The organism is Streptomyces sp. NPDC093018, assembly GCF_040684035.1.
Taxonomy (GTDB): domain Bacteria; phylum Actinomycetota; class Actinomycetes; order Streptomycetales; family Streptomycetaceae; genus Streptomyces; species Streptomyces murinus.
On the sequence record NZ_JBFBFF010000012.1, the window covers coordinates 241,325 to 256,753 of the forward strand.

Sequence of the window (15,429 nt, forward strand, 5' to 3'; positions counted from 1 at the left end):
GATCGTCCTGGTCCTGGCGGTCGTCGTGGGCGCCGGGGCGGGCGTGGGCTCGATCGTCTTCCGCTGGTGCATCCGGACGTTCACCCTGCTGCTGTCCGGCCACTCCGACTACGCCGCCTCGCCCGGCGCCGCGAACCCTCATGTGCCTTGGCTCGGACCGTACTTCGTGCTCCTCGCCCCGGTCGTCGGCGGTCTGCTCCACGGCCCGCTGGTCAACCGGTTCGCCAAGGAGGCGCGCGGGCACGGGGTGCCCGAGGTGATGCTCGCCGTCGCCCAGCGCGGCGGCCGGATCAGCCCCAAGGTCGCCGTGGTCAAGACCCTGGCCTCGGCGCTGACCATCGGCTCGGGCGGTTCGGTGGGCCGCGAGGGGCCCATCGTGCAGATCGGCTCGGCGCTCGGCTCCACCCTCGGGCGGCTGACCGGGGCGGCCGAGGGCCGGATGAAGCTCCTGGTGGCGTGTGGCGCGGCGGGCGGCATCGCGGCCACCTTCAACGCGCCCCTGGCCGGTGTCTTCTTCGCCATGGAGCTGATCCTGGGCACCTTCTCCGCCGAGGCGTTCGGCGCGACCGTGCTGGCCAGCGTCACCGCGAGCGTGATCGGCCGCGCCGCGTTCGGCGACAGCGCCTTCCTGAACCTGCCCGGCTTCCACGTCGGCCATCTCTCCCAGTACGGCCTGTTCGCCCTGCTCGGCGTCGTCGCGGCCGTCGTCGGCGTGGGCTTCGCGCGCTTCCTCTACGTGATCGAGGACGTCTGCGACCGGCTGTGGCGGGGCCCGGAGTGGCTGCGCCCGGCGATCGGCGGACTGGCGCTCGGCCTGGTCCTGCTGGCCCTGCCCCAGATGTACGGCGTCGGCTATCCGGTCCTGCAACGGGCGACCGAGGGCGGCTACGCGGCCGGCTTCCTGCTTCTGCTGCTGGCCGGAAAAATGCTGGCGACCAGCCTCACCATCGGCATCGGCGGCTCCGGCGGCGTCTTCGCGCCGAGCCTGTTCATCGGGGCGATGCTCGGCTCGGCGTACGGCATCGGGGTCCACCGGCTGCTGCCCGGCTCGGCCGGCGCCGTGGGGGCGTACGCGCTCGTCGGCATGGGCGCGGTGTTCGCCGGCGCGGCCCGGGCGCCGATCACCGCCGTGGTCATCCTCTTCGAGCTGACCGGCGAGTACTCGATCATCCTGCCCCTGATGCTGGCCGTCGTGCTGGCCACCGCCGTCAGCCGGCTGCTGTCCCGGGACACCGTCTACACCCTCAAGCTGCGCCGTCGCGGCATCGATCTCGAAGGCCCCGTCCCGGGCGCGCCGCTCGGCGCCCAGCATGTCGGCACCGTCATGGAGCCGCTGCCCGCTCCGCTGCCCGCGGCCACACCGCTGGCCGACGCCGCCGGTCTGCTCAGCCGCTCGGGCCACGGCGCGCTGCCGGTGATCGACAGTGCCGGGGCGTACGTCGGCGTGGTCACCGCGCGGGCGGTGGCCGAGGCCCTGGCGGAACAGCCCGACGCGGCACCGGAGACCGTGGCGGGACTCGCCGAGCCGCCCGCCGCGGTGACCGCCGACCAGCCGCTCGCCCAGGCCCTGCACACGCTGCTGGCGGCCGCCGGGGGCGGGGTGCCCGTCCTCGACGCCGAGCGGGGCAGGCCGGTGGGCTGGCTCAGCCACCAGGGGGCGCTGCGGGCGGTGCATACGACGGCCTGACCGACGACCCGGCTTCTTCGCTCCCTGCACCGACCATCGGATTCTTTGCACCATGCAAGGGAGCCGGGGGTCAGATCTCGTGGGCCATCGATCCGTCCACGATCCAGCCCAGCGGATGCGGTTCGGGGTCGTCGGCTCCGGGGGCCGGCGGCTCCCCGCCCGCCTCGTTGAAGGCGTTGAGGGCCTCGATGAGGGCCAATCGCTCGGTCGGGCGGAGCCGTTCGACGATGGCGGCAATCTCGGCGCGGCGCCCGGCGGTCACGTCCGCCACGATGCGCCGGCCCTCCTCGGTCGGCCGCAGCAGGGTCTCGCGCCGGTTGTCCGGGTTGGGCTGCCGGTCCGCGAGCCCGGCGGCGATGAGCCGGTCGACCATCCGCATCGCGGTCGAGGGCGCCACCTGAAGCAGTTCGGCGAGCGCCACCAGCTTGGTCGCCCCCCGGGTCGCCAGCACCACGAGCATGCGGAACTGGGCCAGGGTCACCCGCTCCTCCACGGCGGCCAGGGAACGGGCGGAGACGGCCACCAGCAGACGGGAAGCCGTCAGCACGGCCCTGGTGACCGCGTCGACATCGTCCAGGGCGCCCATGGGGGTCTTTCGTTCCGGCATAGGTCCTTTCTACCGCGCCCGGCCCGGCACGCTCGCACGAGCGCCCCACCGAGGCCGGTGCGGGGCGGCGGAGGGCCGTCCCGCACAGCGCGCGGTGCGTCCGGCTACCGGCCCGCGAGCACGAACCAGCGGGCCGGCAGGTCGATGCGGGTGCCGTCGGTGAGGTGTTCGGTCTGCGGGAGGACGGTGTCGCCCTCGGCGAGTACGGTCAGCCCTGCCTCGCCGAGCAGGCGCGGGATCTCGCCCTCGTCGGCGTCGGCGGGCTTGAGGTGGTGGTGGAAGACGCGCCGCAGCTTGGGCGGCGGGCCGGACGGCTCGGCGGCGGCGCGCCCCAGGACGTCACGGGAGGCGGGGGTGAGCTCCACGACGAAGGCGCGGCCCGCGCTGCCGATCAGCGTGGCGACGGCGGCGGCGACCGCGGGGCGGGCGGCGGGCTCGCTCTGGTGGATGACGGCCCGCATATAGACGTTGCAGTCGCCGAGCCGGTCGCGCAGGGCCTTCACCGCGTCGCCGTCGGTCAGATCCAGCTGTTCGAACTCCACGGGCGCGTCCCCGGCGGCGCGCCGGGCGTGTTCGACGGCCGCGTGCGAGAGGTCGACGCCGATGGCGCGGGCGAACCGGGTGGCCAGATAGCGGGTCTGGGTGCCGTTGCCGCAGCCGAGGTCGACTATGGGGCGGGCCGGGTCCGCGTGCGGCAGGAGCAGCGCGGAGTGCGGCTCGGCGGTCAGCGAGGGGTCCGAGTCCCAGATCGCCTCGCCCGGGGCGTCGGAGGTCTCACTCCAGTAACTCTCCCAGTTGCCGCGGTAGTTGTCCGAAACGTTCATGCGCTCTCCCACGATCGGTTGCCGTGATCGGGATATCGCGCGGACCGGGTCGCGGGCAAGGGCCGGGGAGCCACCTTCACCGGACGTACCGACGGCTCTCGCCGGTTCAGGGGCTTCCCGTGACCGACTGTTCGAACCAGACGGTCTTACGGTGTCCGGTGGCGCTCGCGCCCCATTCGCGGGCGAGCCTGCTGACCACGCGCAGCCCGCGCCCGTACTCGTCGCGGGGACCGGCGGTGATCATCGCGGGCAGGGTGGGCTCGTCGTCGGTGACCTCGAACAGCAGCGCGTCGGTGCGCACCACCCGCAGCCCGATCCGGTCGCCCTCGGCATGCCGTACGGCGTTGGTGACGACCTCGCTCACCAGCAGTTCGGCGGTCTCCACCGGCTCCGGCAGCCCCCAGGCGAGGAGTTGCTCACGGACCAGCCGGCGGGCCCGGCCCACCTCGCGGGCATCGTTGTCGAGCCGCCAGTCGGCGACGTGTTCGGCGGGGATGCCGTTGAGCCGGGCCATGAGCAGGGCGACGTCGTCCTTGCGGCCGCCCCGGGTGTTGAGGGCGCGGATGATGGTGTCACAGGCGTCGTCCATGGAGGCGGCGGGATGCGCGGCGGACTCGCAGAGCGCGGCGAGGCCCTCGCCGATGTCCGAGCCGCGCACCTCGACCAGTCCGTCGGTGCACAGCACCAGCCGGTCCCCGGGCGCGACCCTGATCCGGGCCGCCTCGAACGGGACGCCGCCGACACCGATGGGCGCCCCGGTCGGCAGGTCGAGCAGCTCGCTGGTGCCGTCCTCGGCGCGCACCACCACCGGCGGGATGTGTCCGGCGTTGGCGAGGGTGACCTCGCCGCGGATCGGGTCGTAGACCGCGTACAGGCAGGTGGCGAGGTAGTTGTCGCCGAGCCGGCGGGCCAGGTCGTCCAGATTGCGCAGGAGTTGGGCGGGCGGGGTCTCCATCGTGGCCATGGTCTGTACGGCGGTGCGCAACTGGCCCATCATCGCGGCCGAGTTGAGGCCGTGGCCCATCACGTCGCCGACCACGAGGGCGGTACGGGAGCCGGGCAGCTTGATGGTGTCGAACCAGTCGCCGCCGATCCGCCCGAGCAGGGTGCCCGGCAGGTAGCGGGTGGCCACGTCGCAGCCGGCCATCCGCGGGGTGACCTGCGGGAGCATGCTGTCCTGGAGGGTGTCGGCGACGTTCTCCTGGTAGGTGTACATGCGCGCGTTGTCGAGCACGAGGCCCGCGCGGGCGGCGAGTTCGGCGCCGGTGGTGCGGTCCATGTCGTCGAACTCGGGCCGGTCGGGGCGGCGCATCAGCACCATGAAGCCGAGGACGACATTGCGCGCCTTGAGCGGCACGATCAGCAGCGACCGGCCGCCGATCAGCGGCCTGAGGTCGCGCTTCTCGAACTCCCCGGAGATCCGCTCGGACAGCTCGTCGGTGACCTTCGGGATGAGCACCGGCTCTCCGGTGACCATGCACTGGTAGAACGGGGTGTGTTCGGGGAAGGCGAAGGCCTCGCCGACCGGCACGGTGTCGTCCCAGCGGCCCGGTTCGTCATTGTGCTCGACCCAGACGCGGAACATCACGGTGCTGGCGTCCGGCGGGCCGTCCGGGAAGCCCTCGCCCGCGAGGACGGCCGCGCGCAGATGGGTGCCGGCGAAGTCGGCGAAGCGCGGCACGGCGGCGCTGGTGACCTCGCGGATGGTCTCGCCGAGATCGAGGGAGGAGCCGATGCCGGAGCTGACCTCGTTGAGGAATTCGAGGCGTTCGCGGACGGCGGCGTACTCCAGATCCCGTTCGGCGCCCAGGGGTACGGTGCGCGCGACGGGGGTGCGCTGACGCGGTACGACGTTCTCGGCGGCCCCGGCGAAGGCGCGCCCGAGACGGCGGGGCACGCCCCAGTAGGGGGTCACCGGGACCCGTTCGAACTGGCTGAACTCCAGGACGGGATAGCCGAGTTCGAGGACCTGGGAGACGATCCGGCCGCTGAGTCCGGGGCCCATGTTGGGCAGGATCTCCGGCAGCCGCCGCTCCAGTTCGTCGAAGGCGGGCAGCTCGGTGTGGCGGGCGAAGCCGGGCGCGATGCGTTCGGCGGTCTCGTCGTCGTAGCCGCGCTCCTCACGCAGCCGTACGGCGTCGGCGGCGAGCACCAGCAGCCGGGCGGGTCCGGGACCGACCAACGGGTAGGCCCACCACAGCACATCGAGCCGCTCCGGCCCGCCACCGGCGTCCGGCCCGTCGTCCGTCTCCCGCGGCCGGGGTGTGGAGAGGCGGGCGCGGCCGGCCGTGGCGAAGAAGGCCTGTCCGCCGAGGGACGCCTCCAGATCGGGGCCCGGGTCCAGCTCGTCGTCGCCCGAACCGCCGTACCCGGCAGCGCCGTTCGGCTCTCCTTCGTACGCCTCGTAGGCGTCCGGCACGGGCTCGCCCCGGAGTTGGTCGGGGAGGGCGCCGGAGACCGGCAGCAGATCGCCCGCGGGGCGTCCGACGGCGTCCTCGCGGGTCACGCCGAACAACCGGCGCGCCCCGCTGCTCCAGTGGGACACCAGGCCGCCGCGGTCCACGACGATCACGGCAAGCGGAATCCGGCCCGCGTCGGTGCCGGCGGCGCCGCGCCCGGGAGTCGTGTCCCGCTCGCTGCCACGCTCCATGGCCCAGGCCCCTTCTCCCCACGGCTGTTCGCAAACGATCTGTGCCGCTCGCCACTACGGTACGGGGGCGGCCGGTGGCGATGTGTGGCAATCCGGGAATTGGTTTCACATGATCGCACCGGCCCGCGGCCCGGCACTCCGGCGGGCGCCGGGTCAGTCCTCGTGCCCCAGCTGGAGATCGCGTTCCGTCCGGCCGCCGCCCGCGACCTGGAGAACCGTGGCGACCGGCGGGTAACCCGCGGCGATGACCGTGTACTCGCCGGAGGACAGATCCACGAACCGGAAGGCGCCGTCCGCTCCGGTGGTGAGGGTGTCCACGACATTGCCCGCGGCATCGAGAAGGGTGACCCGGGCGTCCTCCACGACCCGTCCGCCGCTCGCCCGTACGACGCCCCGCAGCACGGCGCCGCCCGCGAGTTCGACGTCCTGCCGGGTCTCCCGGGAGGCCTGCACGCTGACCGGGAGGGCGGCCGGGCGGAAGGCGGGCGCGCTGGCGGCGAGGGTGTACTCGCCCGCGACCAGTTCCGTGATGACGTAGCCGCCCTCGCGGCCGCTGCGGGTGGTGGCGACCACCTCGCCGTGCACATTGGTGAGCGTGACGGTGGCGTCCCGCACGGGGCTGCCGTCGGCGGTGAGCACGCTGCCCGCGAGGCGTCCGGCGCCGCCGAGGACGACATCGAGCTCCACGGGCCGCTCCCCGACGGTGACGGAGACGGCCTGCGGCTGATGCCCTCCGGCGGCGGCGATCAGGACGTACGACCCGGAGCCGGGGGTGCTCAGCGCGTACCGCCCGTCGTCGCCGCTCGCGCCCCGGCCGATCTGCTGTCCGGTGACGTCGATGAGGGTGAGCGCGGCGCGGGGCACCACGGTGCCGTCGGGGTGCTGCACGGTGCCGCACACCGGGATCCCGGCGGCGTACGAACGCGGTTGCGGGACGGAGGCGGGCACACTGTCGGGGCCGGATTCGGTGGCGTGGTGGGACACCAGGGGTTTCTCCTTGAGGAAGAAGGCGATGAGGAGGCCGAGGACGAGCACCGGGACCAGATACAGGAAGATCCGGGGCATGGCGTCGGCGTACGCGCGGACGTAGGCGTCGCGCAGGGCCGGGGGCAGGGCGCGGACCAGCTGCGGGGTGAGCGACTCGGGGTCGGGCAGCCGGGCTCCTGCGCGCGGGGGCAGTTCCCGGCGCAGGGCGCGGGCGAGCCGGTTCGCGAAGAGGGTGCCGAAGACGGCGGCGCCGACGCTGCCGCCGATCTGCCGGAAGTAGTTGTTGGCGCTGGTGGCGGTGCCGAGGTCGGCGGGGCGCGCGGAGTTCTGCACGGCGAGGACGAGGACGGGCATCACCAGGCCGATACCCGCGCCGAGTACGGCCATCCAGATGCTGTACTGGAGCCGGGAGGTGTCGGCGTCGAGGCGGGACAGCAGCCACATGCCGGCGACGGAGAAGGCGCCGCCGAGCACGGGATAGATCCTGTAGCGCCCGGTGTGGCTGATGAGTTGGCCGGAGAGCAGGGAGGCCACCACGATCCCGGCCGTCATGGGCAGCATCAGCAGCCCGGAGCCGGTGGCGCTGGCCCCGTCGACCATCTGGAAGAAGGTCGGCAGATAGCTGGCCGCGCCGAACAGGGCGACACCGACGACGAGGCCGACCAGACCGGTGACGTTGAAGACGGAGTCGCGGAACAGCCGTAGCGGGATGAGGGGTTCGGCGGCGAAGCGCTCGGCGACCAGGAAGAGCACGGTGGCGGCGAGCGCGCCCGCGGCCAGGCCGAGGATCTGCCGGGACCCCCACGCGTACTCGGTGCCGCCCCAACTGGTCAGCAGCACCAGGCACGTCGACGCGGCGGCGAGCAGCAGGGAGCCCAACACGTCGAGGCGGCCGCGCACTTCGGGCCTGGGCAGCTTGAGGACGGCGGCGACCACGACGAACGTGACCAGTCCGAAGGGGACGTTGACGTAGAAGCACCAGCGCCAGGAGAGATGGTCGGTGAAGTAGCCGCCGAGCAGGGGCCCGGCGACGGAGGCCACGCCGAAGGCCGCGCCGATCAGGCCCATGTAGCGGCCGCGCTGCCGGGGCGGCACGATGTCGGCGATGATCGCCTGCACACCGATCATGAGCCCGCCCGCGCCGACGCCCTGGAGCGCGCGGTAGGCGATCAGCTGGTCCATGTCGCCCGCGCGTCCGGCGAGCGCGGAGCCGAGGACGAAGACCGCGATGGCGAACAGGAAGACTCCCTTGCGGCCGAAGAGGTCGCCGAGCTTTCCGTACAGCGGCAGGCCGATGGTGGAGGTCAGCAGATAGGCGGTGATCGCCCAGGACATCCGGTCCAGGCCGTGGAGTTCGCCGACCACCTTGGGCAGGGCGGTGGCGACGATCATCTGGTCGAGGGCGGCCAGCAGCATCGCCAGCATCAGCCCGAGGAAGACCAGCCGCACCCGGCGCGGGCTCAGCGCGGCGGCGGGGCCGGGCGCCGGGGCCCCGGGGCCGCCCGTCGCGCGGTGCTCCGCGCCGTCCGCCGGGGGCTTTGCCGGGGCGCCCCCGGCGGGTGCCTTCCGGGCCGCGGGCAGCAGCACGAGCGTGTCGTGATCCACCAGAGTCGTCCCGCCCACGTGCCGCTCCCCTCGTCGCCGTCAACGCGGCTGTCGTACCCGTGCAATTTCTCGCGCGAGGCGACAACTACGAACAACAGCGGTGGGTTACGGGGCGGTTCCCGGTGGGCGGGACTTCCACTCGAACCGGTGAAGGGGCGACCCCTGAGGGGGCTCAACGCCCCTTCACCGCACGGAGGTTGGGACTACTTCTCGACCTCGGTGGCGAGCCGGGCGAGCACGGCGTCGTAGATGCGGCCGAGGCCCTTGGGGGCGAAGGTCCGCTCGAAGAAGCCGCCGATGCCGCCGGCGCCCTTCCAGGTGCTGGTGACGACGACGCGCGCCTTGTCCGCACCGGCGGGGGTGACGCGCCAGGTGGTCACCATGGAGGAGTTGCGGTCCTTCTCGACCAGTTCGCCGTCGGTGGGCTCGCTCACCTCCAGCAGGCAGTCGCGCACCCGCTTGCTGGTGGCCTGGAGCTTCCAGTGGACGAGGGTGCCCTCGCCGTCGCCGCCCTCGCGCACCTCGTACTCGCTGAACTGCTCGGGCAGCAGCTTCTGCCGGGTGCCGCGGTAGTCGGCGAGGGCGTCGAGCACCTTCTCCGCGTCCGCCGCGACGACCCGCTCCGTAGTGGCCTCGACCTGCGCCATTGCGTTCCTCCAGGACCTGATTGCTCGGGGTTGGGAAAAGCCAACCACCCCGGGTCCCGGCCGCCCAAATCGGGGGGTGTGTCGGGGGGCGTGTCCGGGTCCGGCCCGGGTGCGCACGATCATGGGAACACATGTTCTATTGTGGCGGCGAGTGCTACCGAGGAGGACGGCTCATGCGCTGGGACAACCTCACCGACGAGCCCGTCGAACACGGCCGGACCCCCGACGCCGCCCTGTTCGGCGCGGACGTTGTGACTACACGAATCGACACGCCCGAGTTCCGCGGGATCACCTTCCACGAGGTCCGGGCGCGCTCGGTGCTCAACCGGGTGCCGGGCGCCTCGCGGATGCCGTTCGAATGGACGGTGAACCCCTACCGGGGCTGCTCGCACGCGTGTGTGTACTGCTTCGCGCGCAAGACGCACGGCTATCTGGATCTGGACACCGGCATCGGTTTCGACACCCAGATCGTGGTCAAGGTGAACGCCCCGGAGGTGCTGCGCCGCCAGCTGGGCTCCGGGCGCTGGCAGGGCGACCACGTGGCCATGGGCACCAACGTCGACTGCTACCAGCGCGCCGAGGGCCGCTACCGGCTGATGCCGGGCATCATCTCCGCCCTCACCGAGCACGCGAACCCGTTCTCGATCCTGACCAAGGGCACGCTCATCCTGCGCGACCTGGACCTGCTGGTGCGCGCGGCCGAGGTGACGGACGTCGGGATCTCGGTCTCGGTCGGCTTCCTGGACACCGAGCTGTGGCGCACCGTGGAGCCGGGCACCCCCGCGCCCGAGCGGCGCCTCGACGTCGTACGCGCCCTCGGCGAGCACGGCATCGGCTGCGGTGTCCTGATGGCGCCGGTGATCCCGTTCCTGAGCGACCGCCCGGAGCAGCTGCGGGCGACGGTCGCGGCCGTCGCGGCGGCCGGGGCGACCTCGGTGACCCCGCTGGTGCTGCATCTGCGGCCCGGTGCGCGGGAGTGGTTCATGGCCTGGCTGGCCGAGCACCACCCGTATCTGGTGCGCCGTTACGAGCGGATGTACGCCGGCGGGTCCTACGCGCCGACCTGGTACCAGCGCCGGATCACCCGTCAGGTGCACGAGCTGGCGCGGGAGTACGGCATCGGGCCCACGCGTGCGGGCGCGGCCCGCCGGATCCGCCCGGCACCGTCCGCCCCGGTGCCCGGGGCGGCCGAGCCGACGCAGCTCACGCTGATGTGACACCCCGTAGGTGAGACCCCGTACGTGAGGCCCCTTCGGGGGCGTTCGAGGTGCTTTCGCGCGGGCAATTCGAGGGCTTCGCGCGGGCAATAGGGTCAACTATCGGCGCGACACGTTCTCCAGGGGCCCCACATCGGGACGATGCGGCGAGGACCGCGATCGCGCGGTCCGCTCGACCTCTCCGTCCCGGGAGGACCCATGAGAAGACGCGCAGCCGTGCTGTGCGCGGCCGCCGCCGTCCTGGCGGGCTCGGTCACCGGAGCCCCGGCGCGGGCCGCCGCGACCGCACCGCTCACCTGGAAGAAGTGCGCCACCGACGACTACCCGACGCTGGAGTGCGCGTCGCTGAAGGTGCCGCTCGACCACGCGAACCCGGCGGGCCGGCAGATCACGCTCGCCCTGTCCCGTGTCCCGCACACCGCGGCGGCCTCCCAGGGCCCGCTGCTGGTCAACCCCGGCGGCCCCGGCGGCAGCGGGCTCACGCTCGCCGGGTTCGTGGCCTCGGCGCTGCCGAAGGACGTGGCGGCGCGGTACGACGTCATCGGCTTCGACCCGCGCGGGGTCGGCCGCAGCAGCCCGGCCCTCGACTGCGTGCCCGGCCATTTCAAGCCGGTGCGCCCGGACACCGTGCCGGGCACGCCCGCGCTCGAACAGGCGAACCTGGAGCGCGCGCGGTCCTTCGCCGCGGAGTGCGGCAAACGGTACGGCGATGTGCTGCCGTACATGGACACCGTCAGCAGCGCGCAGGACATGGACAGCATCCGCGAAGCCCTCGGCGCGTCCCGGATCAGCTACTTCGGCTACTCGTACGGCACCTACCTCGGCGCGGTGTACGCCAAGCTGCATCCCGAGCGGATCCGTAGGCTGGTGCTGGACTCGATCGTCGATCCGACCGGGGTCTGGTACGCGGACAACATCGGCCAGGAGCGGGCCTTCGGCGACCGGCACCGCGCGCTGATGGCCTGGATCGCCAAGTACGACGCGACGTACGGGCTCGGCAAGGACCCGGCGAAGGTCGAGGCCGAGTGGTACGCGATGCGGGCGGCCCTGGCGAAGAAGCCGGCCGGGGGGAAGGTCGGCGCGGCCGAGCTGGAGGACACGTTCGTCCCGGGCGGCTACTACAACGGCTACTGGCCCTATCTCGCCGAGGCGTTCGCCTCCTACGTCCATGACAAGAAGACCGAGCCGCTGGTGGAGGTGTACGACGACTTCGCCGGGGTGGACGCCTCCGGCGACAACGGCTACAGCGTGTACACGGCCGTGCAGTGCGGGGACACGGCCTGGCCGCGCGACTGGGCACGCTGGCGGCAGGACGCGTGGGCGGTGTACGAGAAGTCGCCGTTCATGGCCTGGAGCAACACCTGGTACAACGCGCCGTGCATGTACTGGCCGACCGGCCGCGCCGGGCAGCCGAGCGTGGCCAACACCGAGCTGCCGCCGACGCTGCTCTTCCAGGCCACGGACGACGCGGCCACCCCGTACGCCGGCGGCGTCGCGGCCCACCGGCTGCTGACCGGCTCCAGCCTGGTGGTCGAACAGGGCGGCGGGAACCACGGCATCACCCTGAGCGGCAACTCCTGTCTGGACGGCTACCTCGCCGCCTACCTGGCCGACGGCAAGGTCCCCCGCTCCTCCGGTCCGGCCGACGCGGTCTGCGCCAAGTCCCCGGACCCGACGCCGCTGGCGTCCAAGGCGGCGTCGACGGCCTCGCGCGGGTCGATCCTGCACGGCCTGCTGGGGTTCCGGAGCTGAGGGCGAAGCAAGAGGAGGGCAGCGCCAAGTGATCGGCTCCGCGCGGGCGTTGTCAGTGGTGTGGTCCATGATGGGGCTCATGAGCGAACCGATCAGGATCACCGCCCCCGCGGGTGTCGCCCCGGCGGCGCAGTACAGCCATGTGGTGACGGCGACGGGCCGCCTCGTCGCCGTCTCCGGCCAGCTGGCCCTGGACGAGGACGGCGAGCTGGTCGGCCCCGGCGACCCCGCGGCCCAGGCCCGCCAGGTCTTCGAGAATCTGGACCGCTGTCTGGCCGCGGCGGGCGCGGGGTTCGAGCATGTGGTGAAGCTGACGTACTTCGTCACCGACATGGCCCATATGCCGGCCGTTCGCGCCGCCCGCACTGCCCACATACCCGACGACCGCCTCCCGGCCTCCTCCGCGATCCAGGTGGCGGGCCTGGTCTCCCCGGACTTCCTGATGGAGATCGAGGCACTGGCGGTGCTCCCGGACACCGCGCCCACCAGTGCCTGAACCCACCGCGCCCTGACCCCGCAGTGGCCTGACCCCACCGCGGCCCGGCCCCGGCGCCGCCCGCCCCGCCGAGCCCCCGCCGCCGACCGGGGCAACCTCCGCTGCGGCCCACGACTCCCCGCCGACTTCGGGGTACTCGCCCCCCATGGAGAAACCGCATCTTCCAGGACGCAGGGACCGTGACGGCGGCGAGCCGGAATCCCGGGTGCCGACGCCCGAGGAGGCCGGGCCGGGGCGGGAGGTGGAGGAGAGGGCGCCGCGATCCCCGGCGCAGCTGCCGAAGGCCGCGTGGGGGGCCGTGTTCAAGGGGAGCCTCAAGGAGTTCAAGAAGGACGAGCTGACCGACCGGGCCGCGGCGCTGACCTACTACTCGGTGCTGGCCCTGTTCCCCGCGCTGCTGGTGCTGGTGGCACTGCTCGGCATCACCGGGCGGTCGACCACCGACCGGCTGCTGAACAGCATCCGGCAGCTCGCCCCCGGCTCGGCGCGGGACGTGCTCACCCGCACCGTGGAGCAGTTGCAGAACAGCGCCGGGACCGGCTCGATCCTGGCGATCGTGGGCATCGTGCTGGCCCTGTGGTCGGCGTCCGGATATGTCGCCGCCTTCATCCGCACCGCGAACGCCGTGTACGACGTGCCGGAGGGCCGCCCGATCTGGAAGGTGCTGCCGGTACGCCTCGGGGTCACCGTGGTGCTGATGCTGATCGCGCTGGTCTGCTCCGTGATCGTGGTCTTCAGCGGCGGCCTCGCCCGGCACGTCGGACAGTCGCTGCACATGGGGGACGCGGCGCTCACCGCCTGGTCGATCGCCAAGTGGCCGGTGCTGGTCCTCCTGGTCGTCCTGATGATCGCCCTCCTGTACTGGGCCTGCCCGAACGCCAAGGTCAGGGGCTTCCGGTGGATCACCCCGGGCAGCCTTTTGGCCCTGCTCATCTGGATGGCGGCCTCCGCCGGCTTCGCGCTCTACGTGGCGAACTTCTCGTCGTACAACAAGACCTACGGCGCCATGGCCGGCATCATCATCTTCCTGATCTGGCTCTGGATCTCCAATCTGGCGATCCTGCTGGGCCTGGAGTTCGACGCCGAGACCGCGCGGCAGCAGGCCATCGCCGGTGGCCATCCGCCCGAGTCGGACGCGCCGTACACCGAGCCCCGGGACACCGCGGCATGGGACCAGGACGATGTCCGCCGTATGAAAGACAGCTGATCGCCACCCGCGCGCCGGGTGCGCGGGGGCGGCGCGCGGGCATGCCCCCACTGCTCCTTGCCCGCTCCCCCGCCCTGCTGTCAACCTCGACCTCGGGCCACTGTGCGCACGGTGTGTCAGTGATCGGTGACACCACGCAGTCGGCAAGAGGGGGGCAGCCGCATGGTGATCAAGTCCAGGGGCGTGGTGGCCGCGATGGCCGGCGTGGCGGTGCTGGCCGCCGCGTCGGCGGCGACCGCGACGGCCGCCCAGACCGCTCGGCCGGCCGGCGCCGCGGCCTCGTGCGGCACCAGCATCGACCCGAACACCCGGATCCCGAGCGGCCGTCGGCACACCGGCCCGACCCTGCGGATCGGCGGGGCCACGGTCAAGGTGCGCTACGGCAACGCGAAGCAGGGCGCGCCGTACTACGTATGGGCGGCGGTCTCCGGCGCGAGCCGGGGCGACGCGGTCGCCCTGGAGTGGGACGTCGACTACGGCTCGTGGGCGGACTTCGGCGTCTGCTCGGCGACCGTGCACTCGGGCGGCACGCAGAACACCCGCGCGGTCAAGTACGTACACGGCAAGGGCTGGCACCTGGAGGCGCAGGCCTGCGGTCGGCACGCCGGACACCGGGCGTGCACCGCGTACTGGCCCTGATCGCCCGAGCCGCGTGATCGCACAACCCGCGTGATCGCACAAGCCGCGGGCCGGGCACCGAACCGCCCGGCCCGCCGTCCCGCCCGCCACCGGAACCCGATCAGGTCGCACCCGCGGGCCGGAGCCCGATCAGGTCGCGCCTGCGGGCCGGGGCCCGATCGGCCCGAGCGTCGCCCCCGTCAGCCGGTCCGCTTCTCCTTGGGCAGCCGGGCCAGCGCGTGCACCGCCGCCTCCGCGAGCGCCGGATGGGCGAGGGCCTCCGTGAGGACCCGCCGGGCGCGGCCGTCACCGAGGGTGCCGAGGCCCTCCACACAGGCGAGGGAGACCCGCCGGTACGGATCGTGCGGGCGCAGCCGGCGCTCCAGGGTGGTGATCAGCGCGGGCACCGACTCGGGGGCGCGCAGCACCACGAGGAGCCGTACCGGGTGCAGGGCGTAGGCCACGCGGAGTTCATTGGTGGCGAGGGCGGCGGCCGCGCGGGCGGTGCGCGGGTCGCCGAGCCGGGCCAGCGCGTGCGCCGCGCCGGCGCAGCGCGGGGGGTCGCGGTGGTTGAGGAGGAGCACCAGGGACTCGAAGGCGCGCCGGTCGCCCGCGCGGCCGAGCCGGAAGGCGGCCAACTCCCTTGCCCACAGCGGCTGCCCGGGTACGGTGAGGACCTCCGCCAGTTCGTCCAGGTCCCCGGTCGCCAGCAGGGCGTCGAAGGCCGTCGAGCCTCCCGACTCCTGCCGTAAGCGTTCCGTGACCGATCGCAACTCTTCGTCCACGGCATCAGGTTAAGCATGTTGCCGGGGCAACGGGAGACACCTCGCACACAAAGAACCCTTCAGGGGACTGGCGCGCTCGTTACCCACCGGTTAAGCTCATACGAGCGAGCAACCCTCTCGCACTCCGCTGGCGACGGTCTGGTGACGCGGCCGTCGCGGGCAAGGAACGATTCGGTACATCGTGTGCGCCTCGTGCGCCAAGTACCGCGAGTACGACCCGGCTTGGGACAGAGCCGGTCGGAAGACATCGCCGACGACGGGCGTGTGCACGCCCGTCGGCACCGGCACCGGGCGTGTGCGCTCGTCAGCCCGGCAACACCCGCACTCCTTCGCGCTCCGTGGTGCGC

Annotated in this window: 12 protein-coding genes; 6 read left to right on the top strand and 6 right to left on the bottom strand. The window is 72.9% G+C overall.

The window, feature by feature from the left end; translation table 11 throughout:
• Window positions 1–7 precede the first annotated feature (7 nt).
• Window positions 8–1,687 (top strand): chloride channel protein, encoded by a 1,680-nt coding sequence (locus tag AB0N90_RS25800; protein WP_365200470.1) that lies wholly within the window; start codon window positions 8–10, stop codon window positions 1,685–1,687.
• 70 nt (window positions 1,688–1,757) lie between these two features.
• Here the strand turns inward: AB0N90_RS25800 and AB0N90_RS25805 are convergent, their stop codons facing one another.
• The 5 genes from AB0N90_RS25805 to AB0N90_RS25825 form a co-directional block, all read right to left on the bottom strand.
• A complete protein-coding gene (locus AB0N90_RS25805) occupies window positions 1,758–2,294 on the bottom strand; it encodes a MarR family transcriptional regulator (protein WP_361675221.1) in 537 nt (178 codons plus the stop codon).
• Between the two features lie 104 nt (window positions 2,295–2,398).
• Window positions 2,399–3,118 (bottom strand): class I SAM-dependent methyltransferase, encoded by a 720-nt coding sequence (locus AB0N90_RS25810; RefSeq protein ID WP_365200419.1) that lies wholly within the window; start codon window positions 3,116–3,118, stop codon window positions 2,399–2,401.
• A 106-nt stretch (window positions 3,119–3,224) separates the two neighbouring features.
• The gene (locus tag AB0N90_RS25815) at window positions 3,225–5,768 is read right to left on the bottom strand and encodes a SpoIIE family protein phosphatase (RefSeq protein ID WP_365200421.1); all 2,544 of its coding nucleotides are present in this window, start codon (window positions 5,766–5,768) and stop codon (window positions 3,225–3,227) included.
• A gap of 153 nt (window positions 5,769–5,921) precedes the next feature.
• Window positions 5,922–8,378, bottom strand: coding sequence for an MFS transporter (locus AB0N90_RS25820; protein ID WP_365200424.1), 2,457 nt, complete (start codon window positions 8,376–8,378; stop codon window positions 5,922–5,924).
• 185 nt (window positions 8,379–8,563) lie between these two features.
• Window positions 8,564–9,007, bottom strand: a complete 444-nt coding sequence (locus AB0N90_RS25825) for an SRPBCC family protein (RefSeq protein ID WP_365200427.1) — start codon at window positions 9,005–9,007, stop codon at window positions 8,564–8,566.
• Between the two features lie 173 nt (window positions 9,008–9,180).
• Here AB0N90_RS25825 and AB0N90_RS25830 point away from each other — a divergent pair, with 173 nt between their 5' ends.
• The 5 genes from AB0N90_RS25830 to AB0N90_RS25850 all read left to right on the top strand — a co-directional run bounded on the left by AB0N90_RS25830 (window position 9,181) and on the right by AB0N90_RS25850 (window position 14,318).
• Window positions 9,181–10,224, top strand: coding sequence for an Rv2578c family radical SAM protein (locus tag AB0N90_RS25830; RefSeq protein ID WP_365200429.1), 1,044 nt, complete (start codon window positions 9,181–9,183; stop codon window positions 10,222–10,224).
• 198 nt (window positions 10,225–10,422) lie between these two features.
• On the top strand, window positions 10,423–11,976 hold the full coding sequence (locus AB0N90_RS25835) for an alpha/beta hydrolase (protein WP_365200431.1): 1,554 nt from the start codon (window positions 10,423–10,425) through the stop codon (window positions 11,974–11,976).
• 79 nt (window positions 11,977–12,055) lie between these two features.
• Window positions 12,056–12,472, top strand: a complete 417-nt coding sequence (locus tag AB0N90_RS25840) for a RidA family protein (RefSeq protein WP_365200433.1) — start codon at window positions 12,056–12,058, stop codon at window positions 12,470–12,472.
• Between the two features lie 145 nt (window positions 12,473–12,617).
• Window positions 12,618–13,679 (top strand): YihY/virulence factor BrkB family protein, encoded by a 1,062-nt coding sequence (locus tag AB0N90_RS25845; protein ID WP_365200436.1) that lies wholly within the window; start codon window positions 12,618–12,620, stop codon window positions 13,677–13,679.
• A gap of 162 nt (window positions 13,680–13,841) precedes the next feature.
• A complete protein-coding gene (locus tag AB0N90_RS25850; RefSeq protein ID WP_361675195.1) occupies window positions 13,842–14,318 on the top strand; it encodes a hypothetical protein in 477 nt (158 codons plus the stop codon).
• 179 nt (window positions 14,319–14,497) lie between these two features.
• Here AB0N90_RS25850 and AB0N90_RS25855 read toward each other — a convergent pair whose 3' ends face one another.
• Window positions 14,498–15,082, bottom strand: a complete 585-nt coding sequence (locus AB0N90_RS25855; RefSeq protein ID WP_361675192.1) for an adenylosuccinate lyase — start codon at window positions 15,080–15,082, stop codon at window positions 14,498–14,500.
• Window positions 15,083–15,429: the final 347 nt, after the last annotated feature.